24 protein-coding genes and 1 pseudogene are annotated in these 26,071 nt (G+C 70.9%); 16 read left to right on the top strand and 9 right to left on the bottom strand.

The annotated features are described in order from the left end of the window. Positions 1–138 precede the first annotated feature (138 nt). Complete coding sequence (locus ACWEBX_RS23500) at positions 139–597, bottom strand: ATP-binding protein (protein ID WP_451886778.1); 459 nt, start codon at positions 595–597, stop codon at positions 139–141. A 212-nt stretch (positions 598–809) separates the two neighbouring features. Between ACWEBX_RS23500 and ACWEBX_RS23495 the strand changes: the two genes are divergently transcribed. Then, a complete protein-coding gene (locus tag ACWEBX_RS23495; protein WP_451886777.1) occupies positions 810–1,667 on the top strand; it encodes a helix-turn-helix domain-containing protein in 858 nt (285 codons plus the stop codon). Between the two features lie 11 nt (positions 1,668–1,678). Beyond that, positions 1,679–1,903, top strand: coding sequence for a DUF397 domain-containing protein (locus ACWEBX_RS23490; RefSeq protein WP_451886776.1), 225 nt, complete (start codon positions 1,679–1,681; stop codon positions 1,901–1,903). A gap of 99 nt (positions 1,904–2,002) precedes the next feature. On the opposite strand, the gene ACWEBX_RS23485 is transcribed toward ACWEBX_RS23490, so the two are convergent. Further along, positions 2,003–3,127 (bottom strand): 8-amino-7-oxononanoate synthase, encoded by a 1,125-nt coding sequence (locus ACWEBX_RS23485; protein WP_451886775.1) that lies wholly within the window; start codon positions 3,125–3,127, stop codon positions 2,003–2,005. A gap of 169 nt (positions 3,128–3,296) precedes the next feature. Here ACWEBX_RS23485 and bioB point away from each other — a divergent pair, with 169 nt between their 5' ends. The 4 genes from bioB to ACWEBX_RS23465 all read left to right on the top strand — a co-directional run bounded on the left by bioB (position 3,297) and on the right by ACWEBX_RS23465 (position 7,397). After that, positions 3,297–4,523, top strand: a complete 1,227-nt coding sequence (gene bioB, locus ACWEBX_RS23480) for a biotin synthase BioB (protein WP_451886774.1) — start codon at positions 3,297–3,299, stop codon at positions 4,521–4,523. After that, complete coding sequence (locus ACWEBX_RS23475) at positions 4,516–5,796, top strand: adenosylmethionine--8-amino-7-oxononanoate transaminase (protein WP_451886773.1); 1,281 nt, start codon at positions 4,516–4,518, stop codon at positions 5,794–5,796. Before bioB ends, ACWEBX_RS23475 begins: the two co-directional genes overlap by 8 nt. A 1-nt stretch (position 5,797) precedes the next feature. Continuing rightward, on the top strand, positions 5,798–6,514 hold the full coding sequence (gene bioD / locus ACWEBX_RS23470; protein WP_451886772.1) for a dethiobiotin synthase: 717 nt from the start codon (positions 5,798–5,800) through the stop codon (positions 6,512–6,514). Positions 6,515–6,707: 193 nt separating this feature from the next. Next, complete coding sequence (locus ACWEBX_RS23465; RefSeq protein WP_451886771.1) at positions 6,708–7,397, top strand: class I SAM-dependent methyltransferase; 690 nt, start codon at positions 6,708–6,710, stop codon at positions 7,395–7,397. A gap of 31 nt (positions 7,398–7,428) precedes the next feature. Here the strand turns inward: ACWEBX_RS23465 and ACWEBX_RS23460 are convergent, their stop codons facing one another. Both ACWEBX_RS23460 and ACWEBX_RS23455 read right to left on the bottom strand, forming a co-directional pair. Next, positions 7,429–7,803 (bottom strand): fic family toxin-antitoxin system, toxin component, encoded by a 375-nt coding sequence (locus ACWEBX_RS23460; RefSeq protein WP_451886770.1) that lies wholly within the window; start codon positions 7,801–7,803, stop codon positions 7,429–7,431. Positions 7,804–7,807: 4 nt separating this feature from the next. Continuing rightward, positions 7,808–8,047, bottom strand: a complete 240-nt coding sequence (locus ACWEBX_RS23455) for a toxin-antitoxin system HicB family antitoxin (RefSeq protein ID WP_339127977.1) — start codon at positions 8,045–8,047, stop codon at positions 7,808–7,810. A gap of 207 nt (positions 8,048–8,254) precedes the next feature. On the opposite strand from ACWEBX_RS23455, the gene ACWEBX_RS23450 reads away from it, so the two are divergent. The 7 genes from ACWEBX_RS23450 to ACWEBX_RS23420 all read left to right on the top strand — a co-directional run bounded on the left by ACWEBX_RS23450 (position 8,255) and on the right by ACWEBX_RS23420 (position 16,845). Continuing rightward, positions 8,255–9,211 (top strand): ABC transporter ATP-binding protein, encoded by a 957-nt coding sequence (locus ACWEBX_RS23450; RefSeq protein ID WP_451886769.1) that lies wholly within the window; start codon positions 8,255–8,257, stop codon positions 9,209–9,211. Between the two features lie 7 nt (positions 9,212–9,218). Next, positions 9,219–11,783 (top strand): ABC transporter permease, encoded by a 2,565-nt coding sequence (locus ACWEBX_RS23445; RefSeq protein ID WP_451886768.1) that lies wholly within the window; start codon positions 9,219–9,221, stop codon positions 11,781–11,783. Positions 11,784–11,912: 129 nt separating this feature from the next. Beyond that, complete coding sequence (locus tag ACWEBX_RS23440; protein ID WP_451886767.1) at positions 11,913–12,830, top strand: LLM class F420-dependent oxidoreductase; 918 nt, start codon at positions 11,913–11,915, stop codon at positions 12,828–12,830. Between the two features lie 80 nt (positions 12,831–12,910). Beyond that, complete coding sequence (locus ACWEBX_RS23435) at positions 12,911–13,336, top strand: GNAT family N-acetyltransferase (protein WP_451886766.1); 426 nt, start codon at positions 12,911–12,913, stop codon at positions 13,334–13,336. A 273-nt stretch (positions 13,337–13,609) separates the two neighbouring features. Continuing rightward, complete coding sequence (locus ACWEBX_RS23430) at positions 13,610–14,935, top strand: hemolysin family protein (protein ID WP_451886765.1); 1,326 nt, start codon at positions 13,610–13,612, stop codon at positions 14,933–14,935. Next, entirely contained in the window at positions 14,932–15,945 is a 1,014-nt protein-coding gene (locus tag ACWEBX_RS23425) for a hemolysin family protein (RefSeq protein WP_451886764.1), read from the top strand. The genes ACWEBX_RS23430 and ACWEBX_RS23425 overlap by 4 nt, the downstream gene beginning before the upstream one ends. 102 nt (positions 15,946–16,047) lie before the next feature. Further along, positions 16,048–16,845 (top strand): SGNH/GDSL hydrolase family protein, encoded by a 798-nt coding sequence (locus ACWEBX_RS23420; RefSeq protein WP_451886763.1) that lies wholly within the window; start codon positions 16,048–16,050, stop codon positions 16,843–16,845. A gap of 666 nt (positions 16,846–17,511) precedes the next feature. Here ACWEBX_RS23420 and ACWEBX_RS23415 read toward each other — a convergent pair. Together ACWEBX_RS23415 and ACWEBX_RS23410 are read right to left on the bottom strand one after the other, a co-directional pair. Continuing rightward, positions 17,512–18,873, bottom strand: a complete 1,362-nt coding sequence (locus ACWEBX_RS23415) for a BN159_2729 family protein (protein ID WP_451886762.1) — start codon at positions 18,871–18,873, stop codon at positions 17,512–17,514. Beyond that, on the bottom strand, positions 18,870–19,451 hold the full coding sequence (locus ACWEBX_RS23410; RefSeq protein ID WP_326789111.1) for an RNA polymerase sigma factor: 582 nt from the start codon (positions 19,449–19,451) through the stop codon (positions 18,870–18,872). The genes ACWEBX_RS23415 and ACWEBX_RS23410 overlap by 4 nt, the downstream gene beginning before the upstream one ends. 1,062 nt (positions 19,452–20,513) lie before the next feature. Here ACWEBX_RS23410 and ACWEBX_RS23405 point away from each other — a divergent pair. From ACWEBX_RS23405 to ACWEBX_RS23395, 3 genes and pseudogenes are all read left to right on the top strand, one after another. Then, positions 20,514–20,927, top strand: a complete 414-nt coding sequence (locus ACWEBX_RS23405) for a hypothetical protein (RefSeq protein WP_451886761.1) — start codon at positions 20,514–20,516, stop codon at positions 20,925–20,927. 286 nt (positions 20,928–21,213) lie between these two features. Then, positions 21,214–22,656: an adenylosuccinate lyase gene (gene purB / locus ACWEBX_RS23400; protein WP_451886760.1), complete on the top strand. Its 1,443-nt coding sequence runs from the start codon at positions 21,214–21,216 to the stop codon at positions 22,654–22,656. A gap of 271 nt (positions 22,657–22,927) precedes the next feature. Continuing rightward, positions 22,928–23,736 (top strand): annotated as a pseudogene (locus ACWEBX_RS23395) (nucleotidyltransferase domain-containing protein). A gap of 68 nt (positions 23,737–23,804) precedes the next feature. Here ACWEBX_RS23395 and ACWEBX_RS23390 read toward each other — a convergent pair. The 3 genes from ACWEBX_RS23390 to ACWEBX_RS23380 are packed head-to-tail and all read right to left on the bottom strand — an operon-like array spanning position 23,805 to position 25,976. Next, positions 23,805–24,260 carry a hypothetical protein gene (locus ACWEBX_RS23390; RefSeq protein ID WP_451886759.1) on the bottom strand — a complete coding sequence of 152 codons (456 nt, stop codon included), beginning with the start codon at positions 24,258–24,260 and terminating at the stop codon, positions 23,805–23,807. 58 nt (positions 24,261–24,318) lie between these two features. Further along, positions 24,319–25,044 carry an ABC transporter permease subunit gene (locus ACWEBX_RS23385; RefSeq protein ID WP_451886758.1) on the bottom strand — a complete coding sequence of 242 codons (726 nt, stop codon included), beginning with the start codon at positions 25,042–25,044 and terminating at the stop codon, positions 24,319–24,321. Between the two features lie 2 nt (positions 25,045–25,046). Further along, the gene (locus ACWEBX_RS23380; protein WP_451886757.1) at positions 25,047–25,976 is read right to left on the bottom strand and encodes an ATP-binding cassette domain-containing protein; all 930 of its coding nucleotides are present in this window, start codon (positions 25,974–25,976) and stop codon (positions 25,047–25,049) included. Positions 25,977–26,071 lie beyond the last annotated feature (95 nt).

The following is a 26,071-nucleotide window of genomic DNA, read 5'->3' as shown; positions in this document are numbered from 1 at the left end:
GGAAGCCTCTCGCTCGCGTCGCCTGAAAGTATCTTTCCGGGTCTGCCGTGCCGAGTGAAACTTTCCCGTCATGGGTGCCCTCCCGGCCCTTCATGGGTCGCTATGGGGCCGGCGGACCTCGGAACGGCGGGCCTCACCTCAGGGCTCCTGGGGCAACCCGGCCGGCACCGGCTGGACGGGGACCGTCCACGGGAGCTCGATGGAGACCGTCTTGCCGCCCTCCCGGGTCGGTACGACGGTGAGCCTGCCGCCGCATTCGGCGGTGAGCCAGCGGATGATCACCATGCCGCGGCCGTTGTCCTGCTGGACAGCCGCGGGCAGCCGCTTCGGAAAGCGCGGATGGCTGTCGGTGACACCGATACGCAGCCGCTCCTCCCGGTCGAGACGCACGCCGACCGTGAAGGTGGGCGACTGCCCGAACGTGTGCTGCACGGCGTTGGTGGCCAGTTCGGACACGATCAGCCGCACGGTCTCGGCGACTTCGCAGTCCCCCGGCAGACCCCATTCGGACAGCACATCGGCGACGAATTTTCGGGCCACGGAAACCGAGACCGGTTCGCTCGGCAGGGTGACGGATGCTTCCTGATGGTCTGCCATGGCGACGTTCGTCCCTTTCCCACGGGACCGGAGCCCGACACCGAGCGGATGGTTCGAGTACGGTCCCGGACTGGTGCTTGCGCCAGACTGCCATTACCGGGCCGGTCGCGGGTGCGATCCACCGAGTAATGCATATATCTGTCGCTCGATGCGGTGAACTCTGCGTCGGCAGAGCGTATTCGGACGACTTGGAAGGAGTAAGGAGAACAGCCATGCAGCACGGTCCCGCGGTGCGCCGCCGCAAGCTCGGTGCCGAACTGCGCGCACTGCGCGCGGGCACGGGTCTCACGAGCGGAGAGGCGGCCCGCCTGCTCGGCTGGCACCAGTCGAAGGTGAGCCGCATCGAAACCGGCACCAGCGGGGTGAAACCGGCCGATGTGGAACGCCTGTTACACACGTACGGCGTCGAGGATTCCGAACTGCGTCGGCTTCTGGTCGTGTTGGCGGGATCCGAGGTCAACGGCCGGCACCACTGGTGGCACGCGTACCGCGGGGTGCTCCCGCCGGAGTACCGCGACTTCATCAGCCTGGAGTCCGGCGCCAGCGCCATGCGCACCCTGGAGACCTCTGTCGTACCCGGGCTGCTGCAGACGCCGGAGTACGCCCGCGCGGTGACGCGGGCCGCCGTGGACGGACTGGAGGAGAGCAAACTCGACACTCTGGTCGAAGTGCGCCTGGCCCGGCAGGACGTGCTGCGCTCGGACCCACCGCTCGAACTGTCCGCCGTCCTGGACGAAGCCGTGTTACGCCGCGAGGTGGGCGGCCCCGATGTCATGGCACGCCAGCTCCGCCGGCTGCGCGAGGCCGCCGTCCTGCCTCAAGTACGGCTCCAGGTACTGCCGTTCGCGGCCGGCGCGCACATCGGCGTGACCGGTCCTTTCGTTATTTTCTCATTTCCGAACACAACCGATCTGGATGTGGTTGTTCTCGACCACTTGACGAGTAGCCTCTATCTCGAACGGAAAGAAGACCTCCAGGCCTACGCCGAGGCCTTCAACGCCCTTCAGTTCCACGCCCTTTCACCCGAGGACTCGTTGGACTACATCGCCGCGATAGGCGACGACACGTAAGGAGGCACGTCATGTCTGCAATGCCTCGGTACGTACCCTCCAGCACTTCACTGCGCCATGTGTGCTGGCTGCGCAGCAGTCGCAGTACCGGGATGAACAACTGCGTAGAGACGGCACGCCCGAGCACCGGACCCTGGTCCGGAATGGTCGCGGTGCGCGATTCCAAGAACACGGCGGGACCCGCCCTGCTGTTCACCCCGGACGTCTGGGAGGGGTTCATCACCGGGCTGAACTGACCCCGCACGGTTCACCGCTCCACCGCACAACCGGCCGGCCGCCCCCGCGGACCACCGGCCGATCGCTCCACCCGCTCGTCGATCGATCGCTCCACCGGTTCACCGGTTCCGGCTGATCACGTCCACCGCGTGCTCGATCTGCTCCTCGGTGAGGTCCGCGCGGGCCGTCAGCCGCAGCCGCGAAACACCGTCGGGCACCGACGGGGGACGGAAACAGCCGACAGCGAGGCCCGCCTCGCGACAGTCGGCCGCCCATCGCACCGCCCGTTCGGGGGACGGTGCCCGCACGGAGACGACCGCGGCGTCGGGTCGTACCGCGGAGAGACCCTCCGCCGTCAGCCGCGTGTGCAGCGCCCTGGCCACCTCGCGGGCCCGCGCCGCCCGCTCCGGCTCACGGCGCAGCAGGCGCAGGGCCGCGAGGGCCGCGCCCGCAGCGGCCGGCGCCAGGCCGGTGTCGAAGATGAAGGTGCGCGCCGCGTTGATCAGATGATCGATGACGGGCGCCGGGCCGAGGACCGCGCCGCCCTGGCTCCCGAGCGACTTGGACAGTGTGACGGTGACGACGACGTCCGGGTCCCCCGCGAGCCCCGCGGCGTGCGGCGCGCCCCTGCCGCCGTCGCCCAGGACGCCGAGCCCGTGGGCGTCGTCGACGATCAGTCCGGCACCGTACTCCCGGCTCGCGAGGGCGAGTTCGGCGAGCGGGGCCGCGTCGCCGTCCACCGAGAAGACCGTGTCGGAGACGGTGACGGCGGGTCCGTCGTGAGTGCCGAGCGCCTTGCGCACGGCGTCGGGGTCCGCGTGGGAGACCACCTGCGTCGTGCCGCGGGCCAGCCGGCAGCCGTCGATCAGGGAGGCGTGGTTGCCCGCGTCCGAGACGACCAGCGAGCCGTGCGGCGCGAGCGCGGTGACGGCGGCGAGGTTGGCCGCGTAGCCCGAGGACAGGACGAGCGCGGACTCGAAGCCGCAGAAATCGGCCAGTTCGCGTTCCAGCTCGCTGTGCAGTTCGGTGGTGCCGGTGACGAGCCGGGAGCCGGTCGCGCCGCCGCCCCATCGGCGGGCGGCCTCGGCGGCGCCTTCGGTGACCTCCGGATGGCGGGCGAGCCCCAGGTAGTCGTTGCTCGCGAGATCGAGGAGCGGCGACTCGGCGGGGCGCGGGCGCAGCGTACGCACGAGTCCGGCCCGGCGGCGCGCCTCGGCCTGCTCGTCGATCCAGCCGAACGCCATGTGTCCTCCGGGTCTCGCTGCGGTGCGGTGGCAGTAATTTGTAGGCAGTGAACAGACCCTAGCGGTCGCCCCGACGGCGCATGATGTGGCAATACCCACACGTCGAACCATCTCTGTTGTGCAAACTCTCCTTGGCCGGGAGCGGTCGTATGGTCCAGGATCGGACCTCATGGACCTGCTGAACACGCTGGTGGACAAGGGGCTTCGGCGCGAGCTGCCGACCCGCGACGAGGCGCTGGCCGTACTGGCCACCTCCGACGACGACGTACTCGACGTGGTGGCCGCGGCCGGAAAGGTACGCCGGCACTGGTTCGGCCGACGGGTGAAACTGAACTATCTCGTCAACCTGAAGTCGGGCCTGTGCCCGGAGGACTGCTCGTACTGCTCGCAGCGTCTCGGCTCCACGGCCGGCATCCTCAAGTACAGCTGGCTCAAGCCCGACGAGGCCTCCAGGGCCGCGGCGGCCGGGCTCGCCGGGGGCGCCAAGCGGGTCTGCCTGGTGGCCAGCGGGCGGGGCCCGACGGACCGTGACGTGGACCGGGTCTCCGACACGATCAAGGCCATCAAGGACCAGAACGAGAACGTCGAGGTGTGCGCCTGCCTCGGTCTGCTCTCCGACGGCCAGGCCGAGCGGCTGCGCGAGGCGGGCGCGGACGCCTACAACCACAACCTGAACACGTCCGAGGGAACGTACGGGGAGATCACGACCACCCACACGTACGCCGACCGGGTGGACACCGTCCAGAAGGCGCACGCGGCGGGACTGTCCGCCTGCTCGGGCCTCATCGCCGGCATGGGCGAGTCGGACGAGGACCTCGTCGACGTCGTCTACGCGCTGCGCGAGCTCGACCCCGACTCCGTTCCGGTGAATTTCCTGATCCCCTTCGAGGGAACCCCGCTCGCCAAGGAGTGGAACCTCACCCCGCAGCGCTGTCTGCGCATCCTGGCCATGGTCCGCTTCGTCTGCCCGGACGTCGAGGTCCGGATCGCCGGCGGCCGCGAGGTGCATCTGCGCACCCTCCAGCCGCTGGCCCTGAACCTCGCCAACTCGATCTTCCTCGGTGACTACCTCACCAGTGAGGGCCAGGCGGGCAAGGCCGACCTGGAGATGATCGCGGACGCCGGCTTCGAGGTGGAGAACGCGGGCGAGGTGACGCTGCCCGAGCACCGCGCGCCGTCCGGCGGCGGATGCGGCTCGCACGCGGAGGACGGGTGCGGATCGCACGGCGCCGCCGGCTGCGGATCGCACGCCGAGGCGGGCTGCGGGTCCCACGAGGGCGGCGGCGTGTGCGGTTCGGCGCCCGTGGCTCCGGCCGAGGCGCCCGCCGACGCCCGTACGGATCTGGTCTCCGTGCGCCGCCGCGGTGCCGGAACGGATCTCGCGCCCAATGCCTGAGCTGTCCGTGCGGGAACTGCTCGACCTCGACCGGCGGCACGTCTGGCATCCGTACGGGCCCATGCCCGGCCGCCAGGAGCCGCTGGTCGTGGAGTCGGCGAACGGGGTCCGGCTGCGGCTGGCCGACGGCACGGGCGAGCTGGTCGACGGCATGTCGTCCTGGTGGTCGGCCATCCACGGCTACAACCACCCGGTCCTGAACGACGCGGCGCGCGGCCAGCTCGACCGCATGAGCCATGTGATGTTCGGCGGGCTCACCCACGAGCCCGCCGTGCGGCTGGCCAAGCGGCTGGTCGACATCTCGCCGGACGGTCTGGAGCATGTCTTCCTCGCCGACTCCGGCTCGGTCTCGGTCGAGGTCGCCGTCAAGATGTGCCTCCAGCACTGGCGCTCGCTCGGCCGTCCCGGCAAGCAGCGGCTGCTGACCTGGCGCGGCGGCTATCACGGGGACACCTGGCAGCCCATGTCGGTGTGCGACCCCGAGGGCGGGATGCACGAGCTGTGGCAGGGCGTGCTCCAGCGCCAGGTGTTCGCCGACGCGCCGCCGGCCGCGTACGAGGAGTCGTACGCGGACCATCTGCGCGAGCTGATCGGGCGGCACGCCGACGAGCTCGCCGCCGTCATCGTGGAGCCGGTGGTGCAGGGCGCGGGCGGGATGCGCTTCCACTCCCCCGCGTATCTGCGGGTGCTGCGCGAGGCCTGCGACGAGCACGACGTCCTGCTGGTCTTCGACGAGATCGCGACGGGTTTCGGCCGTACGGGTGAGCTGTTCGCGGCGGACCACGCGGGCGTGACCCCGGACGTGATGTGTGTCGGGAAGGCGCTGACCGGCGGCTATCTGACGATGGCGGCGACGCTGTGCACCTCGCGGGTGGCCGACGGCATCTCGCGCGGCGAGGTGCCGGTGCTCGCGCACGGCCCGACGTTCATGGGCAATCCGCTCGCCGCCGCGGTGGCGTGCGCCTCGGTCGACCTGTTGCTGGGGCAGGACTGGCGGACCGAGGTGAAGCGGATCGAGGCGGGACTGACGGAGGGCCTCTCGGAGGCCGCCGCGCTGCCGGGCGTGCGGGACGTACGGGTGCTCGGCGCGATCGGAGTCGTCCAGCTCGACCACGAGGTGGACATGAAGGCGGCGACGGCGGCCGCGGTACGCGAGGGCGTGTGGCTGCGGCCGTTCCGCGACCTCGTCTACACGATGCCGCCGTACGTCACCGGCGACACGGACCTGGCACGGATCACGCGCGCGGTGTGCGCCGCGACGCGGGAGGGCTGAGATGACGGTACTGGTGATCACGGGTACGGGCACGGAGGTGGGCAAGACGGTCGTCACGGCCGCCGTCGCCGCCACGGCCCTCGCGGCCGGACGGTCCGTGGCCGTGCTGAAGCCCGCGCAGACGGGTGTACGACCGGACGAGCGCGGCGACGCGGACGAGGTGGCCCGGCTCGCCGGTGCCGTCACGACGCTCGAACTGGGCCGCTACCCCGAGCCGTTGGCACCCGCGACGGCCGCCCGGCGAGCCGGACTGCCGCCCGTGTCGCCGGAGTCGGCTGCGGAAGCCGCGGCGAAGCTGGCCACCGAACACGATCTGGTGCTGCTCGAGGGGGCGGGCGGTCTGCTCGTCCGGTTCGACCACGAGGACGGGACGCTCGCGGACGTGGCCCGGATGCTGGACGCGCCCGTGCTGGTCGTCGCTTCGGCGGGGCTGGGAACGCTCAACACCACGGAACTGACGGCTCGTGAACTGCGGCTTCGGGAGCTGGAGTTGGCGGGGGTGGTGATCGGGAGCTGGCCGGACTCCCCCGATCTGGCGATGCGGTGCAATCTCGCGGACCTGCCGGCGGTGTCCGGGGCGCCCCTGCTGGGCGCCGTCCCGGCGGGCGTGGGCGGCCTCTCGCCCGCCGACTTCCGTGCCGGTGCGCCGGGTTGGCTGGATCACCGGCTGGGCGGACGCTGGAACGCCGGGGTCTTCGCGGCGGCACACACGGCCTGACGTCGGCCAGGGGACGCGCCGCGCCGCCCACGACCCGCGCCGCACGCCCGCCGCGCCACCCGGCAGGGAGCCGCCACGGCTGAGCCGTGCGGCTCCCTGCCGGGTGAACTCGCCTTCCGCGTGGCGCGGCGGGCGTGCGGCTGGCTTCCCGGGGGGACAATTCCGGTGAACCCTGTCTCCCGGGAGGTCCGAGATGCCGTTCAAGCCGCTCCGTTCGGCCGACTCCGGCAAGGTCTCCGCGGGGGCCGTGCACCATCCGGTGTTCGCCCGCTACTACGCCCGTCTCAGCGTCGGCGCCGAGACCCGGATGGGGATCGGCGGGCTGCGCGGACGGCTGCTCGACGGACTGTCCGGGCGGGTGATCGAGATCGGCGCGGGCAACGGGCTGAACTTCGCCCACTATCCGGGCACCGTGTCGGAGGTCGTGGCCATCGAACCCGAGCGGCTGCTGCGGCAGTTGGCGATGGAGGCGGCGCTGCGCTGCGAGGTGCCCGTCGATGTGGCGCCGGGCGTCGCGGAGGCCCTGCCGGTCAAGAGCGAGGCGTACGACGCCGCCGTGCTCTCGCTCGTGCTGTGCAGCGTGCGGGACGTGCCGAAGGCGCTCGCCGAGGTGCGGCGGGTGCTGCGCCCGGGTGGCACGGTGCGGTTCTTCGAGCACGGCCGGGGCGGCGGACGGGTCATGGGCGCCGTCCAGCGGGGCCTGGACGCCACGGTGTGGCCGCGGCTGTGCGGCGGCTGCCACGTGGCCCGCGACCCGATCGCCGCGCTGCGCGAGGCTGGATTCGAACTGGGCCCGTACCGGCGGCTGTTGCTGCCCGAGAAGGGGCCGCGCCTGCCCACGTCGTACTGCGTCCTGGGCACGGCCCGGAGGCCGCTCGACTGACGAGCACGCCCCCGGGGCTTCCGCGCCGGGGTCACAGACTCCAGCGGCGCAGTTCGTGGGCGATGTCGTGCACGGTCGCCTGACCGCTCTTCACCAGGCGGGCCAGTTCCCTCACCTGTTCGGGCGAGGTGACGACCTTCAGGCCGCTGGCGACGAGATAGGCGTAGGCGACGGCCGAGGCGAACATCGCGTTGGAGCGTTCGAGCGCCGGGACGTGCAGCAGGAGCTGGAGCAGCGCGGCGGCGCGGGCGTGCGGACTGTCGTACACGGGAATGCCGAGGATCTCCGCCTCGTGCCGGCTGACCGCGGCGACGAGGGCTCCCCAGTCGGTGACCTGGGGGTCTCCCGGTGTTTTCTGTTCGGCGATCATGAGGAGCCAGGCAAGGTCGACTCTGAGACTGCTCAAGGGATCAACGACGACCTTCGCTGGTGCCTTCACGCTCCGCGCCGAACTCCTCGGCGAAGACGGACTCGTACTGCTTCATGAAATCCGCGGCGGCCTCCACGAAGGTGTGGCCCACCTCCCCGGTGTCCTGGCGGACCAGTTCCTCGATGTAGCGGTTCACGCTCATCCCTCGTTCCAGGGCTCTCTCCCGGGCGGCGCGCGCGGTGCCTTCGTCCACCCGGACGTTCAGCTGAGTCTTCGCCATGCTTCGAAGCTAGCGCGATATCGCTAGCACAGGCAAGAGGGGCCGGGGGTGGAGAACCACGGTGGAGATTGCCCCTTACATCCATACGAGGGCCACACCCTGGGACGGAGACCGTGTGGCACCTCGGGGGGATACCGGGTGTGCGTCCGATCACACTACGCTCGGGCCGACCATGTGTCCGGACATCCATCCCAGGAGGAGGCGGTCTTGTCCACAGCTGCTGCCGAGCAGATTCCCGGCCGCGCGGAGGGGGACGGGATCGCCGCCCGCGCCCGCGGCCTGACCAAGGCGTACGGTTCCGGCGAGACCGCGGTACTGGCCCTCGACTCGGTCGACGTGGACATCGCGCGCGGCCGGTTCACCGCCGTCATGGGTCCCTCGGGCTCCGGGAAGTCCACCCTCATGCACTGTCTGGCGGGCCTGGACACCGTCTCGGCGGGGCAGGTGTGGCTGGGCGACACCGAGATCACCGGGCTGAAGGACCGCGAGCTGACCCGGCTGCGGCGGGACCGGATCGGCTTCATGTTCCAGTCGTTCAACCTGATCCCCACGCTCAACGCGGCGGAGAACATCACGCTGCCCATGGACATCGCGGGCCAGAAGCCCGACCAGAAGTGGCTCGACCAGGTCATCGACACCCTCGGGCTGCGCGACCGGCTCAAGCACCGGCCCGCCCAGCTCTCCGGGGGCCAGCAGCAGCGCGTCGCCTGCGCGCGGGCGCTCGCCTCCCGGCCGGAGCTGATCTTCGCGGACGAGCCGACCGGCAACCTGGACTCGCGGGCGGGCCTCGAAGTCCTCGGGTTCCTGCGCGAGGCCGTGGACGAGCTGGGCCAGACCGTCGTCATGGTCACCCACGATCCCGGCGCGGCCGCCCACTCCGACCTCGTGCTCTTCCTCGCGGACGGGCGGATCGTGGACGAGATGGAGCGGCCCTCCGCGGACGCCGTGCTGGAACGGATGAAGCGTTTCGACACCGTCCGGGTCACCTTCGACGGCGGGCGCGGCGAGCCCGGTGGAGCGGCCTCCGAGGGCGAGGGGGGTCCCGCGGCGGACGCCCGCGGCGCGGGTGACACGGCTCCCGTCGCCGGTGACACGGCCCACGGCAGCCCCGGCGGCACCGCTCCCGGCGGCGGCTCCGGCGACGCAACCCCCGACAAGGACTGAGGCGGTCGTGCTCAAGGCGACACTGCGAAGCTTTCTCGCGCACAAAGGGCGACTGCTGCTCTCGGCCCTGGCCATCGTGCTGTCCGTGGCCTTCGTCGCGGGCAGTCTCATCTTCTCGGACACGGTGACCCGTACGTTCGACCGGCTCTTCGCCTCCACCGCGGCCGACGTGACCGTGGAACCGAAGAACGATCTGACGTCCCAACTGCCCACCGGCGCCACCGAGACCGTCCCCGCCTCCCTCGTGGACCGGCTCGCCGGCGTCGAGGGAGTCGCCGCGACCCACGTGGACGCGTCGGTGGAGAACGCCCCGGTCGTCGACGGCGCGAACAAGTCGGTCGGACCGACGACGGGCGCCCCCACGATCGTCACCAACTGGGAGATCACCGAACGCAGTCCGGTGAAGCTGACCTCCGGTCACGAACCGCACGGCGCCGGCGAGGCACTGCTCGACGCGGACACCGCCGACAAGAAGCACCTCGGTATCGGCGACACCCTCACGGTGCAGGCGCAGCCCGGCTCCTTCAAGGTGCGGATCGTCGGCATCGCCACCTTCACCACCACCAACCCCGGTGCCGCGCTGATCTTCCTCGACACCCCGACCGCGCAGTCGAAGCTGCTCGGCCGCCCGGACGCCGGCACGAGCATCTCCGTGGACGCCGCGCCGGGTGTCGACGACGCCGTGCTCAAAAAGCGCGTCTCCGCCGCACTCGGCGCCGGGCCCTACGACGTGAAGACGGCCGAGGAGCAGGCGAAGTCGTCCGCCGAACAGCTCGGCGGATTTCTCGACGTCATTAAGTACGTGATGCTCGGCTTCGCCGGGATCGCGGTGCTCGTCGGCATATTCCTCATCGTCAACACCTTCTCCATGCTGATCGCCCAGCGCACCCGGGAACTCGGGCTGCTGCGGGCGCTGGGCGCCGACCGCCGGCAGGTCCGCCGGTCGGTGCTCACCGAGGCGCTGCTCCTCGGCCTGGTGGGTTCGACGCTCGGCCTCGCGGCCGGGATCGGGCTGGCGATCGGGCTGATCAAGCTGATGACCGCCTTCGGCATGAACCTCAAGTCCACCGAGATGGTGATCGGTTGGGGAACCCCCGTGGCGGCGTACGTCGTCGGCGTCGGCGTCACGTACATCGCGGCCTATCTTCCGGCCAGGCGGGCGGCGGGCGTCTCCCCCATGGCGGCCCTCTCGGACGCCGAAGTCGCGGGCGTGGGAAGGCCGTTGCGGGTACGGGCCGTGGTCGGCGGGGTCGTCGGCGCGGCCGGGGCCGCGGCTCTGGCGGGATGCGCGGCCTCGTCGAAGACCTCGACCTCGGCCTCGCTGCTGGGACTCGGTGTCGTCCTGACCTTGATCGCCACGGTGATCGCCGGGCCGCTGCTCGTGCGGCCGGTGATCCGGGTCCTCGGCGGCGCGTTCCCGGCGATCTTCGGGCCGGTGGGCCGGATGAGCCAGCGCAACGCGCTGCGCAATCCCCGGCGCACCGGCGCCACCGCGGCCGCCCTGATGGTCGGTCTCGCCCTGGTCGGCGGGATGTCCGTGGCCAGCGCGTCCATGAGCAAATCATTCGACCAGCAGATCGACAAAACCCTCGGTGCCGACTTCGTGCTCCAGAACGCCAATTACGTGCCGTTCTCGCACGAGGTCACGGACAAGGTGCGCGCCACCGAGGGGGTCGGGCTGGTGGTCCGGCAGCGGTTCACGCCGGTCGCGGTGAAACTGCCCGACGGCAAGCGGGTGGAGACGACCGCCTCGGCCTACGATCCGCGGCTCGACGACGTCGCCCACCTCACGTACACGCGGGGCGACTCTGCGGCGGCGCTCGGCGAGGGGCGCATCGCGATGGACGCGACGTTCGCCGAGGACCACGACGTGCGGGTCGGCAGCACGATTCCCGTCGAGTTCCCCGCCGACCGCACGACGACCCTGACCGTGGGCGCGCTCACCGACCAGGACGGCGGGGGGTTCGGGACGCAGGGCGGACTCTTCTTCGGCTTCGGCACGATCGAGAAGTACGTGCCCGGCGGGCAGGACTCGGCGCTGTACGTCAACGCGGCCCCGGGCACGGCCCCGGACCAGCTGCGGCCACGTCTCGAGAAGACCCTTGAGCCGTACCCGCAGGTCCAGGTCCGCGACCAGGCCGACTACAAGAAGCTCGTCCACGACCAGATCGCCGTGCTGCTCTACCTCGTGTACGCGCTGCTCGGGCTCGCGATCGTCATCGCCGTGCTCGGCGTGGTCAACACCCTCGCCCTGTCAGTCGTGGAGCGCACCCGCGAGATCGGGCTGCTGCGCGCCATCGGTCTCGGCCGGCGCCAACTGCGCCGGATGATCCGTCTGGAGTCCGTGGTGATCGCCGTTTTCGGCGCGGTGCTCGGACTGGCCCTCGGGATCATCTGGGGAGTCTGTGTCCAGCAGGTGCTCGCGCTGCAGGGCATGAAGGCGCTCGCCATCCCCTGGACGACGATCGTCGCGGTCGTGATCGGCTCGGCCGTCGTCGGCATCGTGGCGGCCCTGCTCCCGGCCCTGCGCGCTTCACGCATGAACGTCCTGGCGGCGATCGCGCACGAGTGACCGCACGGCGGCTCGGCCCCGGTCCGTCAGGGCCGGGGCCGACCGCGTGTTCGCCTCGGTCCTCAGGTCCGGGGACCAACCGTCGGCTCGCTCACAGGGGGCGAGTCCGACCGCGCGAAGGGACAGCCGATGTCACGCCCGTTCCGTTTCGGTGTCAGCCTCATCGCTCCCGCGACCGGTGCCGGGTGGGCCGCCAGGTGTCGCCGCGCCGAGGAGCTCGGTTACGACGTGATCACCGTCGCCGACCATCTGGGGATGCCCGCCCCCTTCCCCTCGCTGGTCGCCGCCGCGCAGGCGACCCAGCGGCCCCGGCTCGGCACGTTCGTGCTCAACGCGGCTTTCTGGAACCCCGCGTTGCTCGCCCGCGAGGTAGCCACCACGGACGCGCTGACGGGCGGCCGTCTCGAACTCGGCCTCGGCACCGGATACGTACCGGCCGAACACGAGACGGCGGGCCTGCCCTTCGGCACCCCGCGCGAGAGGGTCGACCATCTCCTGCGCACGGTCCAGGAGTTGGAGCGCCTGCTCGGCCCGGACGGACTCTCCCTCGGCACGCCGTGGCCGGGCGGGAAGGCGCCGGAGACCCCGGGCGGCGGACCGCCGCGGGTACCCCTGCTCATCGGGGCCAACGGCGACCGGATGCTCCGCATCGCCGCGGAGCACGCGGACATCGCCTCGTTCACGGGAGCGCGCACCGGGCGGAACGGCACCCTGGAACCGCTCTCGGCTACCGAGCTCGACGGACGCGTCACGCTCTACCGGAAGGCGTCCGCCGGACGCGAGGAACCCGCCGAGCTCAACCTGCTGATCCAGATCGTCGCCGTCACCGACGACCGCGGTGCCGCCGTCCGGCCGTGGCTGCCCCGGCTCCCGCATCTGACCGAGCGCGAGGTGCTGGACCTGCCCGTCGTCCTGATCGGTTCCGTGGAACAGATCGCCGGTCAGGTCCGGGACCTGCGCGAACGCTTCGGATTCTCGTATCTGACGGTGCTGGAGCCGAACCTGGAGGTCTTCGCTCCGGTGGTCCGCGCACTGAGCGGCCGGTGATCGTCGCCCCGCACGGCAGGTGATCGTCCGCATGTCGGAAATCCCGTTCCGGCACCTGGTCCCCGTGATGGGATCGGACCATGACCGACTTGCGGATACGGGCCGCGCGGCCCGAGGACCTCGACACCGTGCTCGCCTTCTGGAAGGTGGCCGCCGAGGGCACCAGCATCAGTGACGACCGGAACGGCGTGGAGCGCCTGGTCGACCGCGATCCCGGGGCGCTGCTGCTCGCGGAGCGCGAGGAAGGGCTGGTGGGCACGGTGATCGCCGGCTTCGACGGCTGGCGCTGCCATCTGTACCGGCTGGCGGTCCATCCGGACCGGCGGCGTCTCGGCATCGGCTCCGCGCTGCTGACCGCGGCGGAGGACCGTTTCGTACGCCTGGGCGGGCGGCGCGGTGACGCGATGGTGCTGGCACGGAACGAAACGGCCCACCATGCCTGGCGGGCCGCCGGGTATACGCCGGAGGAGCACTGGCGGCGCTGGGTGAAGCCGCTCACCGACTAGGACTCCCGGGCGCCGGCGTTGGGAGTCATGGGGAGGCGGGTACCGAGCCGCGGGCGGGTCTCCCGGAGCGGCGGGGCCGACGACGGCACCCCCACGGAGACTACTTTGCCGATCCTTTACCCTTGTTGGACCCGACCATCGTTCCTCCGACGAAAGGTGTGAGCGTCCGCCCATGGGCGAGCCTCCCAGTACCCGCGGCCGTGTTGCGCACGGTGGCAGCGGACATCGCGCGATCCCCCTGTCCCTGGCCGATCATGGGACGGAGGTGACCCGATGACCGAAGTGCTCCTCCTGCTGGTCGCAGTTCTGCTGTCGCTGATCTGCGGCGTGTTCGTGGCGGCCGAGTTCTCCCTGACCACGGTCGAGCGCAGCGAGCTGGAGCGGGCCGTGGAGCGCGGCGAGCGGGGCGCCTCCGGAGCCCTCAAAGCCGCACGGAACCTCACCTTCCAGCTCTCCGGCGCCCAGCTCGGCATCACCGTGACGAACCTTGTGGTCGGCATGCTCTCCGAGTCGTCGATCGCCAAGCTCATCGCGGGCCCCCTGGAATCACTGGGCGTCCCGCCCTCCGCGTCGAACTCGGTGGCGCTGGTCGTCGGTACGGCGCTCTCTACGCTCTTCCTGATGGTCGTCGGCGAGCTGGTGCCCAAGAACTGGGCGATCTCCACACCGCTGGCCGTGGCCAAACGGGTGGCGACGCCGCAGCGCTGGTTCAGCGCCGCGTTCCGCCCGTTCATCGCCCATCTGAACAACACCGCGAACCACGTCGTACGCCGCTTCGGCCTCGAACCCGCCGAGGAGCTGGCCTCCGCCCGCGGACCCCAGGAGCTGGTGGCCCTCGCCCGGCACTCCGCCAAGGAGGGCGCTCTGGAGGCGGACACCGCCGAGCTGTTCGTGCGCACCCTGAACCTCGCCGACCTGACCGCGGAGAACGTGATGACACCGCGCGTCCAGGTCATCGCACTGGACGTCCAGGCGACCTGTGAGGACGTGGCGAACGCGACCCGCGCGACCGGCCTGTCCCGCTTCCCGGTCTACCACGAGAGCCTCGACGAGGTCGTCGGCGTCGCGCACATCAGGGACGTGCTGACGGTGCACGCCACGAGCCGGACGCAGACGCCCGTCTCCCAGATCATGCGCGAGCCGCTGCTCGTACCGGAGTCGCTGACCGTGGACCGGCTCCTCGACCGGCTGGCCGGCAAGCGCACCATGGCCGTGGTCATCGACGAGTACGGCGGCACGGCCGGCGTCGCCACCCTGGAGGACATCGTGGAGGAGGTCGTCGGCGAGGTGCGCGACGAGCACGACCCGCACGAGACGCCCGACCTCGCCCCCGCCGGCACGGACGCCGACGGCCGGACGCTGTACTCGGCCGACGGGTCCGCCCGTACCGACCAGCTCGCCCGGGTCGGACTGCGGGTGCCCGACGGGCCGTACGAGACCCTGGCCGGGTTCATCGCGACCGAGCTCGGCCGGATCCCCGCCGAGGGAGACAGCGTCGAGGCCGACGGCTGGCGGCTCGACGTCGTGGACGCCTCGGGGCGGCGAGCCGCGCGGGTGCTGCTGCACGCCCCGGACGACGCCGAGGAGAGCACGCGATGACCGTCGTACAACTGCTGATCGGACTCGCGACCCTCGTCGTGAACGGCTTCTTCGTCGGCGCCGAGTTCGGGCTGATCTCGGTGCGCCGCAGCCAGATCGAGCCACACGCCGAGCGGGGCGACCGGCGGGCACGCAGTGTGCTCTGGGGCCTCGAACACGTCTCGGCGCTGCTCGCGACCGCGCAGCTCGGCATCACGCTGTGCACCCTGGTGCTCGGCATCGTGGCCGAGCCCGCCATCGCGCACCTGCTGGAGCCGGTGTTCCACGCGGTGGGTGTCCCCTCCGGCGCGGGTCACGCGGTCTCCTTCGTCATCGCGCTCACCCTGGCGACGTATCTGCACATGCTGCTCGGCGAGATGGTGCCGAAGAACGTGGCACTCGCGGAGCCCGTGCGGACGGCGCTGGTCCTCGGGCCGCCGCTGGTCGCGCTCTCCCGCGCGCTGCGCCCGGTGATCTTCGCGGTCAACGCCTTCGCCAACGGGCTGCTGAAGCTGCTGCGGGTCGAGGTGAAGGACGAGGTCGCCGCGACCTTCTCCGACGACGAACTCTCGCGTCTGGTCAAGGACTCCAGTGCGGCGGGGCTCATCGACCACCGTGCCCAGGAGCGGCTGCGGGACGCCCTGGAGCTGGGCCGCCGCCCGGTGCACGACGTCGTGCTCCCGGTGGAACGCGTCGTCTACGCGCGCGTGGGCGTCACTCCGGAGGAACTGGAGCGACTGTCGGCCGAGTCGGGGTTCTCCCGTTTCCCGGTCGTCGACGAGGGGCGCCGGATCGTCGGCTATCTCCACGTCAAGGACGCGCTGGACGCGACCCCGCGCGAGGTGCCGTTCCGCGTGGGGGACATGCGGCCCATCGCCCGCGTCCGGGAGAGCACCCCCCTGGACGACGTCCTGACCGCGATGCGCCGCAGCCGCACCCATCTCGCGGCGGTCATGGGCAGCGACGGACGGCTCACGGGACTGGTGACGATGGAGGACGTCCTGAGAGAACTGTTCGAGCAGCCGGCGTAGGCGGCGTTCGGGGCCGCCGCGGGTGACTCGTGGGAGCGGCGGCCCCGGCAGGACGATCCGACCGACCGATGGGTATGTGTTCGGGTTACCATCTTTCACGCCATGCAGATGAATGCCTCACACACCAGCCTCGTCGCGGTAGGCGACTCCTTCACCGAGGGCATGTCGGACCTGTTGCCCGACGGCTCGTACCGAGGATGGGCCGACCTCCTCGCGGGCCGTATGGCGGCCCGGGCACCCGGTTTCCGCTACGCTAACCTCGCCGTGCGCGGCAAGCTGATCGGGCAGATCGTCGACGAGCAGGTGGACGTGGCCGCCGCCATGCGGCCGGACGTGATCACGTTGGTCGGCGGCCTCAACGACGCCTTGCGGCCCAAGGTCGACATGGGACGCGTGCGCGGCCTGCTGGAGGAGGCCGTGGAGCGGCTGGCCCCGGCCTGCGAGCAGCTCGTCCTGATGCGCAGCCCCGGCCGCAACGGCCCGGTCCTCGAACGTTTCCGGCCTCGCATGGAGGAGCTCTTCACCGTCGTCGACGAGCTCGCCGAGCGGCACGGCGCCCTGGTGGTGGACCTCTACGGGGCACCTTCGCTCGCCGACCCGCGCTCATGGGACGTCGACCGGCTGCATCTGACCGCCGAGGGACACCACCGGGTCGCGGAAGCCGTGTGGCAGACCCTCGGATACGAGGCCGAGGACCCGGACTGGCACGTTCCGGCGGCGCCCACCGCGCCCCCCGGCTGGGTCTCCCGCCGCACGGCCGACGCCCGCTTCGCCCGGCAGTATCTGCTGCCGTGGATCGGGCGACGGCTGACGGGCCGCTCGTCCGGCGACGGACTGCCGGCGAAGCGCCCGGAGCTCCTGCCCTACGAGGGTCCTGTCACGGGCGGGCACAGCGGCTGAGTCGGCCCTGAAGGGCGGCTTCCGCCGTGTCGCTCTCTCGAGTGGCACGGCGGCCCATGCTCCGCATGGAGGAGGACGCTACCCGATCACCCCTCGGTCGCCACAGGGCGCACGGGGGGCGCTCGACAGCGCAGGTATGCAGTTGATGCGCCCGCTCGCGCGCCCGTGAGTACGGCCGGGGCCGGCGCGTACGCCGGGCCCCGCCGACGGCCCCTCCAGCTTTGCGGAGCATGGAGAGGAGCCGTCTTGCCATCCCGCGGGGATGGCAAGTAACAGGCCAGCCGGGAGTTCCCGCTGGAATCAACATCAAAGCACTCGAGCCTTGGCCTGAGAAGTACGCCCCAGAGCACCACCCGGGGAACTTGCGGGCACCTGTCCATGGGCGTGGCCGGGCCAAAGGCACGTGCGTACCTTTTGACACCGACACACCACCGGTGGACCGATCAGGGCCGATGTGCCCCATCGGCACCCTTGCGGCGGACTGCCGGCAGGGTGGGAAACCGGCCATCCCTGACGGCCACGCCTACTACCGGCCGAGGTCGCTCTGCGCCAGGTTCAGTACACAGAACGTGAGCGTGTGTGGACGCGTCGCCCCGGTTCGCCTCATGCAGCGGCGCGGGGCATCACGAGTGGAAACAGCCAGGCGAAGCGGCGCCCCGGCGACGATCACGCACTGTCCCCGGTGATTCCGCCGGAGGGCAGGGGGGTCGACGTCAGCGGGCCGTGCGCCATGACGATCGAGGCGAGTGGATACGGGGGACCGTCCGTGCCGCGCAGGACCAGCAGCGGCATACCGCGCTCGTCCTGGCGCCGCCCGAGCGACAGCCAGATCCGGTCGGTGCGGTCGACCTGCCCCGTCCCGAGGTCATAGATCCGCCCCCAGAGGAAGAACGGATCGGCGGCCGTGTCGCTCGCCTCCTGGAGGAGCTCGGGGACACCGTGCGCGGTGAGATGGACGGCGACTCCGTCCAGGGTGCCCGCGGCCACCTGAGCATGCCCGGCCGTCCGGGTCCGGACGTTGCGGGGAGCACCGATCGCGTCGAGCCAGTACTCCCAGTCGTCCAGGCAGGTGGCCTTGATGGCCACCGTGACCCGCTCGCCGTCCGCCGTGATCTGCATGGCCTCCAGGCGTGCGAGGTGGTCGGACTGCAGACTCGCGGCGACCGAGACCGCGCGGGCGGAGGCGCTGCCCCATCCGACCTGGCGCGACCGCGCTGCGGCCGGCCGCACCCGCGGAACCTGGCCGTCGACGCGCTGCGGCACCGGTGCCGCCCCGTGCTCCGCCACGACCCGTCCGGCACCGCGGTGGGCGAGATGCAGGACGATCGCACCGCGCGCGGGCGGCACGAGCGGCGAGGACAGGGAGGCACGGTCGTGCCGCGGCTCGGGGTTCTCGGCGCCGGGGACCGGCCCCCGGTGGTCCGGCACGGACGCGGGAGCGCGCTCGTGCCGGGGTTCGGACTCCTCGCCACCGAGCACGGGTTCCTCATCATCCGGATCGTCCGGCCCGGGCGCCTGGGCATGGTCGTGCCGCGGCTCGGGACCGCCGGCGCCGAGGCCTTGTTCCTCAGGGTCCGGCGCGGGCACGGACAAGGGGGCGGACACGGACAAGGGGGCGGGCGCGAGGGCAGGGGCGGACGCGGGCGCCCGGTCGTGCCGCGGCTCGATATCGTCGCCCGGGACCCGTCCCCCGCCGTTCGGCTCGGAAGCGGACGCACGCTCGCGGCGCGGCTCGACGTCGTCGCCGGGGATCAGCCCCTTGCGGTTCAGCGCGGTGGCGATCCGCATCGCGACCTCGCTCGGGTAGCCGCAGTCCTCCACGATCGTGTCCACGGCCGCGTGGTAGGCCTCCGGACAGTTCTGCACGGCCTCGACCTGTGTCCGCAGCCGTTCGAGGACACCGGCCCCGCCGGCCTCCACCAGACGCCCCTGCGCCTCCAGGTCGGCGACGAACTCCCGCGCCAACGCGCTGAGTTGCTCGGCAAGATTGGCTTCGACGACCGAACGGATCTCGGGCACGGTGGTCATGCCGCCACCCCCAGATACTCGCTGCGCAGCTTGGCCAGCGCCCTGAACTGCAGGGTCTTCACCGCGCCTTCGGACCGTGACATCTGGCGTGCCGTCTCCAGCACCGAGAACTCCATCAAGAAGCGCCGCGTGAGGACTTCGCGTTGTGGTGGCCGCAGTTGCTCCAGAGCCCGGCGCAGCAACTCCTCGTCCAGACTGATCAGTACGGTGTCCTCGGTGCTGACCGTGAGATCTTCGTCGAAGCCGAGCATGTCCTCGACGACGAATTCGCGGCGCTGGGCACTCTTGCAATGGTCGATGACCTTGTTCCGGGCGATGGTGATCAGCCACCCGACAAAACCGATGCCGCGATAGGTGAAGGTCTCGCGTTTCATCCAGGCGTTGAGAAAGGTCTCGCCGGTGATGTCCTCGGCGACCTGCCGATTGCGTACACGGCGTTGTACGTAAGCCAGTACCGCGGGGTGATGCAGGGCGTAGAGCTCCCCGAAAGCGTCCCGGTCGCCCGCGAGCGCGCGGGCGATAAGGGCCGGTTCTCTGGTGTCGAACCGCGGTGTGGCGGCGTTAGCCTCGGCGATCAAGGCCTACTCCGTTCATGAGTGGATGAACTGTGGTGGGCAGGTGCTGCGACGGTCCGCTCCGGCCATGGCCGGGCTCGGGCGCCGGATGACCGGGTCGTCGTGTCCGAAGGTTTCGAGGCGCCCCCGCGGTTGCCTCGCAGCTCCGGAGCCTGGTCGAGCTGATGCCGAGGCGGTGCAAATAGGGTCCCCTCAAAGGGACTTGCATACGTGCGACTAACTCACAGTCATGCAACATATGCAACTTGCGTACACGTACGCAAGTTGCTTCGCCGGTATGAAGACGAGACTTTTTGTGGGGAACTGACGTACGACCCGTCCCCCTTGGCCTGCCATGACTGTTAAACGCCGATTGACCTGCGAAGATGCACGCATGCAAGTCGCGTGCAAGTTGCATACACGCGCGCTACTCTCCGGAACATGCGGAGCATGGAAGAGTCCCCCCACGAGTCCCGCGGTGAGCGACAAGCTCTCGCAAGGAGGGTGGGCGAGTACCTCACGAATGCCGCGACAGCGGCCGGGTACGACGTACGCCCACGAGCCGGTGGCCGGGCTCAACTGGCCATCGCGATTGGAGTGAGCCTGACGACGATCAGCAGAACACTGGAAGGAAAGACCCTCCCCCTTCCCTCGCAACTGACGACATGGGCGTCAGTACTTGGCCTCGACCAGCGAGAGATGTTGGTGAACAGCGGCATGCTTCCGCCGGAACACGGGCCTCAGCCTGCGACACGGAGGGTAGCCTCGGTATCACTCACCCCGGAGGAGGCCATGGACGCATGGGGAATCACTGATCTCAGAATCCGCACAATGCTCAGCGGGAACATCGTCCAAGCTATCGAGCTCCAAAAGGATCTCGATGCCGACGACAGCCGGGGGGCCACTGCAAGGGGGTAACAAGACGTGGCGTACAGACTGGCAACCGCGTCCGCCGCCAGCTGCACAGCCGGCTGGACATTCGTGGGCGTGGGCGTCTGGCACCATGCATGGGAAGCGGCGACAGTCGGGATCGGCCTGTTAACCATGGGCGTGGCCGGGGCACTTGCGGCCCTGCTCCGTCACACGGTGACGCAGGTCGATACCCGCACACGACATGATCTCAGCGTCCTGGCGGAACACCGACGACGCCTCGAGCTGGACATCCAAAAACGCGAGCTGGACCTGGCCCGGCGAGAGAAAGCCATGGCCCGCAGGGCCACCATCACCGCCATCAGACTCGGCAGTCATGCCCGAGCCCTCGACGAGGCGCGCAACGCGAACACGGCACTGCGCGCCAAGAACTCCCAGCTCATGCAGGAGATCGAGGAAGTCAACGACGAGCGCAACCAACTGATCACGGCAGAGCTCACCTTCGCCCACGACCGATTCACGTCGAGGACGTACGGAGGTCTGCGCGCTGTTGTCGGCAGCGAGCAGCCCCACCCCGATCCGCACGCGCAGGCGGGTTACGGAAGCCGCCCCCCGCGTTCCGGATCATGAGTACCACCCTGCCAAAACGTTCCACCGAGCCATCCATCCCTTCATACGGTGAACAACTCCCCTCCGTTCAAAGGAGTTGAGCGTCAATCCGCCGCGATGACCGGCGGCCGCAGGAGCGACGACACGGCCTGTGGTGCGCGCCCGAGCGCGACACCTCCGTCCCGTCCCCGCACCTCCTCACGCACGCCCCGGTCCGCCGGGGGGTGCCGCTCCGCCACGACCTGCGCATCCGGGACGCCGCGGACATAGCGGGAGCCACTCCGGACAGCCGGTATGCTCCGTACACGTGACTGCCGCGCCTGCCAAGCCCCGTATCCCCAACGTTCTCGCCGGACGCTATGCCTCCGCCGAGCTCGCCACGCTCTGGTCCCCCGAGCAGAAGGTCAAGCTGGAGCGTCAGCTCTGGCTCGCCGTGCTGCGGGCCCAGAAGGACCTCGGGATCGAGGTGCCGGACGCCGCCATCGCCGATTACGAGCGGGTCCTCGACCAGGTCGACCTCGCCTCCATCGCCGAGCGCGAGAAGATCACCCGGCACGACGTGAAGGCGCGGATCGAGGAGTTCAACGACCTCGCCGGCCACGAGCACGTGCACAAGGGCATGACCTCCCGCGACCTCACCGAGAACGTCGAGCAGCTTCAGATCCGGCTCTCGCTGGAGCTGACGCGCGACCGTACGGTGGCGGTCCTCGCCCGGCTGGCCAAGCTCGCCGGCGAATACGCCGAGCTGGTCATGGCCGGCCGCTCGCACAATGTGGCCGCGCAGGCCACCACCCTCGGCAAGCGCTTCGCGACCGCCGCGGACGAGATCCTCGTCGCGTACGGCCGTCTCGAGGAGCTGCTCGCCCGCTACCCGCTGCGCGGCATCAAGGGCCCGGTCGGCACGTCCCAGGACATGCTCGACCTGCTGGGCGGCGACGCGGCCAAGCTCGCCGACCTGGAGCGGCGGATCGCCGGGCACCTCGGCTTCTCGCACGCCTTCACCTCCGTCGGCCAGGTCTACCCGCGCTCGCTGGACTACGACGTCGTGACCGCGCTGGTGCAGGTCGCGGCCGCCCCGTCCTCGACCGCCAAGACCATCCGCCTGATGGCCGGGCACGAGCTGGTCACCGAGGGCTTCAAGCCCGGCCAGGTCGGCTCCTCCGCGATGCCGCACAAGATGAACACCCGCTCCTGCGAGCGTGTCAACGGTCTGATGGTCATCCTGCGCGGCTACGCGTCGATGACCGGCGAGCTGGTCGGCGACCAGTGGAACGAGGGCGATGTGTCGTGCTCGGTGGTGCGCCGGGTCGCCCTGCCGGACGCGTTCTTCGCGCTGGACGGTCTGCTGGAGACCTTCCTGACCGTCCTCGACGAGTTCGGCGCCTTCCCGGCCGTCGTCGCCCGCGAGCTGGACCGCTACCTGCCGTTCCTCGCGACGACCAAGGTTCTCATGGGCGCCGTGCGTGCCGGTGTCGGCCGCGAGGTCGCCCACGAGGCCATCAAGGAGAACGCCGTCGCCTCCGCCCTGGCCATGCGTGAGCAGGGCGCCGAACGCAACGAGCTGCTCGACAAGCTCGCCGCGGACGAGCGGATCCCGCTGGACCGCGCGCAGCTCGACGAGCTGATGGCCGACAAGCTGTCCTTCACGGGAGCCGCGGCCGACCAGGTGGCGGTCGTCGTGGGCCGTGTCGAAGAGATCGTGAAGCAGCACCCGGAGGCCGCGGGCTACACGCCCGGCGCGATCCTCTGATCCCACCTCGCACAAGCGGACCTGGAGGCCGCCCGCGACCGGCTCGTGCCGTCGTCGCGGGTGGCCTCCCGGCGTTCGGCGGCACGGAGCCGCGCCCGAAGCGGCGTGGAGTCGCGCCGTCGGCGGTGTGCAGTCGTGTCCAAGGCGGTGGGGGCCGTGTCCAAGGCGGTGCGCAGCCGTGGCGAAGCCGATGTGCAGTCGTGCCGAGGGCGGTGCGCAGCCGGGCCCAAATGGGTCGCGGACGAAGATCCGCCTCGGCAGAATCCCCGACATGGAGCGTCTGGCGGAGATCGCGAACCGGCTGACCGAGGTCGACGGCATCGTCGGTGTGTGCCTGGGAGGCAGCCGGGCCAGTGGTACGCACCGTCCTGACTCCGACTTCGATCTGGGCCTGTACTACCGGCGGCCGCTGGACACCGCGGCGCTGCGCCTGCTCGCGGCCCGGCTGACCGGTGGCCCGGTGGAGGTGACCGAGCCGGGCGGCTGGGGGGGCCGTGGGTGGACGGTGGCGGCTGGCTGACCGTCGACGGTCACCGCGTCGACTGGATCTACCGCGACCTGGACCGGGTGCACCGCGTCTGGCGGGACTGCCTCGCCGGACGGTTCGAGATCGGGGTCCAGCCCGGCCACCCCCTGGGCGTGTACTCCCACTCCTACGCCGGTGAGGTGGCCGTCGGGCAGGTCCTCGCCGACCCCGGCGGTGAGCTGCGGAAGCTGACGCGCACCTACCCCGAGCCGCTGCGTGGAGCGCTCATGGACAACGCGCGATGGGAGGCGCCGTTCATCCTGGCCGCCGCCCGCAAGGGGGCCGCCGGCGGCGATGTCTTCTACGTCTCCGGCTGTCTCTTCCGCGCGGTCGGCCTTCTCGCGCATGCCCTCCATGCCCATGCCCGACGCTGGGTGCTCAACGAGAAGGGGGCGATTCGGGCCGCGGGAGAACTCGCCGTCGCCCCGGCGGACTTCGCCGGGCGGGCCCACGGGCTGTTCTCCGCGCTCGGCACCACCCCGGAGACGCTGACTGCCGCGCTCGACGACGCCGACGGGCTGGTCGCCGACGTGCGCGATCGCCTCGACCGCTGACCAGCCAGCCGGTCGGGCCTGTCTCCGTAGCCGCGGATCACGACGCTCGCGTCAGGACGCTCCCCGTGTCACGGCGGGTCTATGTCCGTGATCACCGCGAGCAGTCTGAACTCCTGGCCCTCGCCGAGTCGGGAGATGCCGAGGACGACCCAGCGGCCCGTCTCTTCCGCTCGCCACACCTCCGCGTTCCTCAGGTGCGCGCCCAGGGAGGCCCAGGGCTCCGGTATGCGCTCGTCGCCCTGCTGGGCACGCAGGAACACGCCGTCGAGGCTCACCCACTGCGGCTTCCCCCACCGGTCGGCGAGCCGCTGCGCGAGCGCCTCGCGCAACGCCTCGTACTGCTCGGCCTCCTCCCGTTCGCCGTGCCGGTCCCCTGCGGAATCTCCGCTCCGCTCCAACTCGACGACATGGAAACCTGGTCCCCCGGGACCGCCGTACGACCCGGCGACTGACCCGCCGTGCCCCGTGGGAAAGTCCTCGGCGCACAGCCGGTCGATCGTGGCGAGTTGCCGCGCGATGGTCATGACGTCCAGTAAAGCCGCCACCACTGACAATTGGTGAGGCGTCAGGAAGCCACCGCGGTCACGCGTCCCTGCGCCGGACGCACCACGCGCCCGCGCCCAGAGCCGCCGCCGTCCACAACGCCGTCACCGCAAGCCCGCCCCAGGGTCCCGGCGCGCCGTCCCACGACGCGTGCAGAACCGTCTGACCGGCCTTGTCCGGCAGAAAGTCCGCCACGCCCCCCGGCGCCGACCCGACGACGAAGGACACGATCAGGAGGAACGGGATCAGGATGCTCAGGGTGGCGACCCCGCTGCGCAGGACGGCCGCCAGGCCCGCCGCGAACAGGGCCATCAGGGACAGGTAGACCGCGCAGCCCACCACGCCCCGGAGTTCCGCCGTCCAGGTCAGGGCGTCCGCCCGGGACCCGAGCACCGACGTCCCGGCCACGAGACTGAGCGCACCGGTGACCAGGCCGATCCCCAGAGCCGGTACGCCGATCGCCACCGTCTTCGCCAGGAACCAGCGCCCCCGGTCCGGAACCGCGGCCAGCGACACACGCAGCGCGCCGCTCTGGTACTCGGCCGAGACCGCCTGGGCTCCGAAGGTGATGGCCGCGATCTGGCCGAAACTGACACCGAAGAACGTCGAGAACAGCGGGTCGAAATCCGGGCCGTCGGAGTCGTCGAGGCCGGCGAGCGCGGAGAACGCGACCGTGGCCGGGAGGACGGCCACCAGGCCCCACAGGAGCGGGCGCAGCGTCCGGATCTTGATCCATTCCGCGCGGAGGGCGGGTGCGAAGGACATGGTCAGGCCTCCTGAGGCTGGGTCGGGGCGGCGGCGAACTCGGTCTCGGTGGCGGTCAGATCCAGATAGGCCTGCTCCAGCGTGCCCTCCTCCGCGGCGAGTTCGAGGATGGAGAGGCCGGCGGCCGAGGTGAGGAGCCCGATGTCCTCCAGCCGTGCGTCGTACGCGGTCCAGCGGCCCTCCTCACCCTCGACGGCTTCGATGCCCTGTTCCGCGAGCAGGCCCCCCAGCGCACGGCTGTCCGTGCTGCGCACCCGGACCCGGGGCCGCACGCGCGCGTCGATGAACTCACGCATCGGCATGTCGGCCAGAAGCCTGCCTCGGCCCAGGACGACGAGCTGGTCGGCGAAGGAGGCGGTCTCGTTCATGAGATGGCTGGAGACGAGGACGGTGCGCCCCTCCCGGGCCAGCCGGCGCAGCAGCTCCCGGATCCAGATGATCCCTTCGGGATCCAGCCCGTTCGACGGTTCGTCCAGGAGCACCACGGGCGGGTCGCCGAGCAGGGCGGCCGCGATACCCAGACGCTGACGCATGCCCAGGGAGTACGTCCTCACCCGGCGCCGGGCCACCGCGGCGAGCCCCGTCTCCTCCAGCACCTCGTCGACCCGGCGTTCGGGGATCCGGTTGGTGACGGCGAGCGCCCGCAGGTGGTTCCGGGCGGTCCGCGATCCGTGGGCGGCTCCCGCGTCGAGGAGGGCGCCCACCTTCCGGAGCGGTTCGTCGAGCGTGGCGTACGCGCGGCCGCCGATGGTCGCGGTGCCGGAGGTGGGCCGGTCCAGGCCCAGCACGAGCCGCATGGTGGTGGACTTTCCGGCACCGTTGGGGCCGAGGAATCCGGTGACACGGCCCGGGAGAACGCTGAAGGTCAGGTGGTCCACGGCGCGCTTGCCGCCGTACTCCTTGGTCAGGTCTTGGACGTCGATGCTGGTCATGGGCCCAGCCTGGCCGCCGTCGGCCGCCGCTCGCCTCCCCCGTAGGTGGAGATCGTCTCCCCCGCCCGGGGGAGGTCCGTTGTCAGTGGCCGCTG

The sequence above is a fragment of the Streptomyces sp. NPDC005070 genome, assembly GCF_053600395.1.
This window is presented reverse-complemented; position numbering and strand designations above follow the sequence as displayed.

What these genes read in the sequence shown, in the direction of transcription:
- ACWEBX_RS23435 (WP_451886766.1), top strand. Translation starts at nt 12,911, where the DNA reads ATGACCGACTTGCGGATACGGGCCGCGCGGCCCGAGGACCTCGACACC.
- ACWEBX_RS23440 (WP_451886767.1), top strand. Translation starts at nt 11,913, where the DNA reads ATGTCACGCCCGTTCCGTTTCGGTGTCAGCCTCATCGCTCCCGCGACC.
- ACWEBX_RS23475 (WP_451886773.1), top strand. Translation starts at nt 4,516, where the DNA reads ATGCCTGAGCTGTCCGTGCGGGAACTGCTCGACCTCGACCGGCGGCAC.
- ACWEBX_RS23495 (WP_451886777.1), top strand. Translation starts at nt 810, where the DNA reads ATGCAGCACGGTCCCGCGGTGCGCCGCCGCAAGCTCGGTGCCGAACTG.
- ACWEBX_RS23415 (WP_451886762.1), bottom strand. Translation starts at nt 18,873, where the DNA reads ATGACCACCGTGCCCGAGATCCGTTCGGTCGTCGAAGCCAATCTTGCC.
- ACWEBX_RS23465 (WP_451886771.1), top strand. Translation starts at nt 6,708, where the DNA reads ATGCCGTTCAAGCCGCTCCGTTCGGCCGACTCCGGCAAGGTCTCCGCG.
- bioD (WP_451886772.1), top strand. Translation starts at nt 5,798, where the DNA reads ATGACGGTACTGGTGATCACGGGTACGGGCACGGAGGTGGGCAAGACG.
- ACWEBX_RS23500 (WP_451886778.1), bottom strand. Translation starts at nt 597, where the DNA reads ATGGCAGACCATCAGGAAGCATCCGTCACCCTGCCGAGCGAACCGGTC.
- ACWEBX_RS23380 (WP_451886757.1), bottom strand. Translation starts at nt 25,976, where the DNA reads ATGACCAGCATCGACGTCCAAGACCTGACCAAGGAGTACGGCGGCAAG.
- ACWEBX_RS23420 (WP_451886763.1), top strand. Translation starts at nt 16,048, where the DNA reads ATGCAGATGAATGCCTCACACACCAGCCTCGTCGCGGTAGGCGACTCC.
- ACWEBX_RS23455 (WP_339127977.1), bottom strand. Translation starts at nt 8,047, where the DNA reads ATGGCGAAGACTCAGCTGAACGTCCGGGTGGACGAAGGCACCGCGCGC.
- ACWEBX_RS23390 (WP_451886759.1), bottom strand. Translation starts at nt 24,260, where the DNA reads ATGACCATCGCGCGGCAACTCGCCACGATCGACCGGCTGTGCGCCGAG.
- bioB (WP_451886774.1), top strand. Translation starts at nt 3,297, where the DNA reads ATGGACCTGCTGAACACGCTGGTGGACAAGGGGCTTCGGCGCGAGCTG.
- ACWEBX_RS23485 (WP_451886775.1), bottom strand. Translation starts at nt 3,127, where the DNA reads ATGGCGTTCGGCTGGATCGACGAGCAGGCCGAGGCGCGCCGCCGGGCC.
- ACWEBX_RS23490 (WP_451886776.1), top strand. Translation starts at nt 1,679, where the DNA reads ATGTCTGCAATGCCTCGGTACGTACCCTCCAGCACTTCACTGCGCCAT.
- ACWEBX_RS23425 (WP_451886764.1), top strand. Translation starts at nt 14,932, where the DNA reads ATGACCGTCGTACAACTGCTGATCGGACTCGCGACCCTCGTCGTGAAC.
- ACWEBX_RS23430 (WP_451886765.1), top strand. Translation starts at nt 13,610, where the DNA reads ATGACCGAAGTGCTCCTCCTGCTGGTCGCAGTTCTGCTGTCGCTGATC.
- ACWEBX_RS23385 (WP_451886758.1), bottom strand. Translation starts at nt 25,044, where the DNA reads ATGTCCTTCGCACCCGCCCTCCGCGCGGAATGGATCAAGATCCGGACG.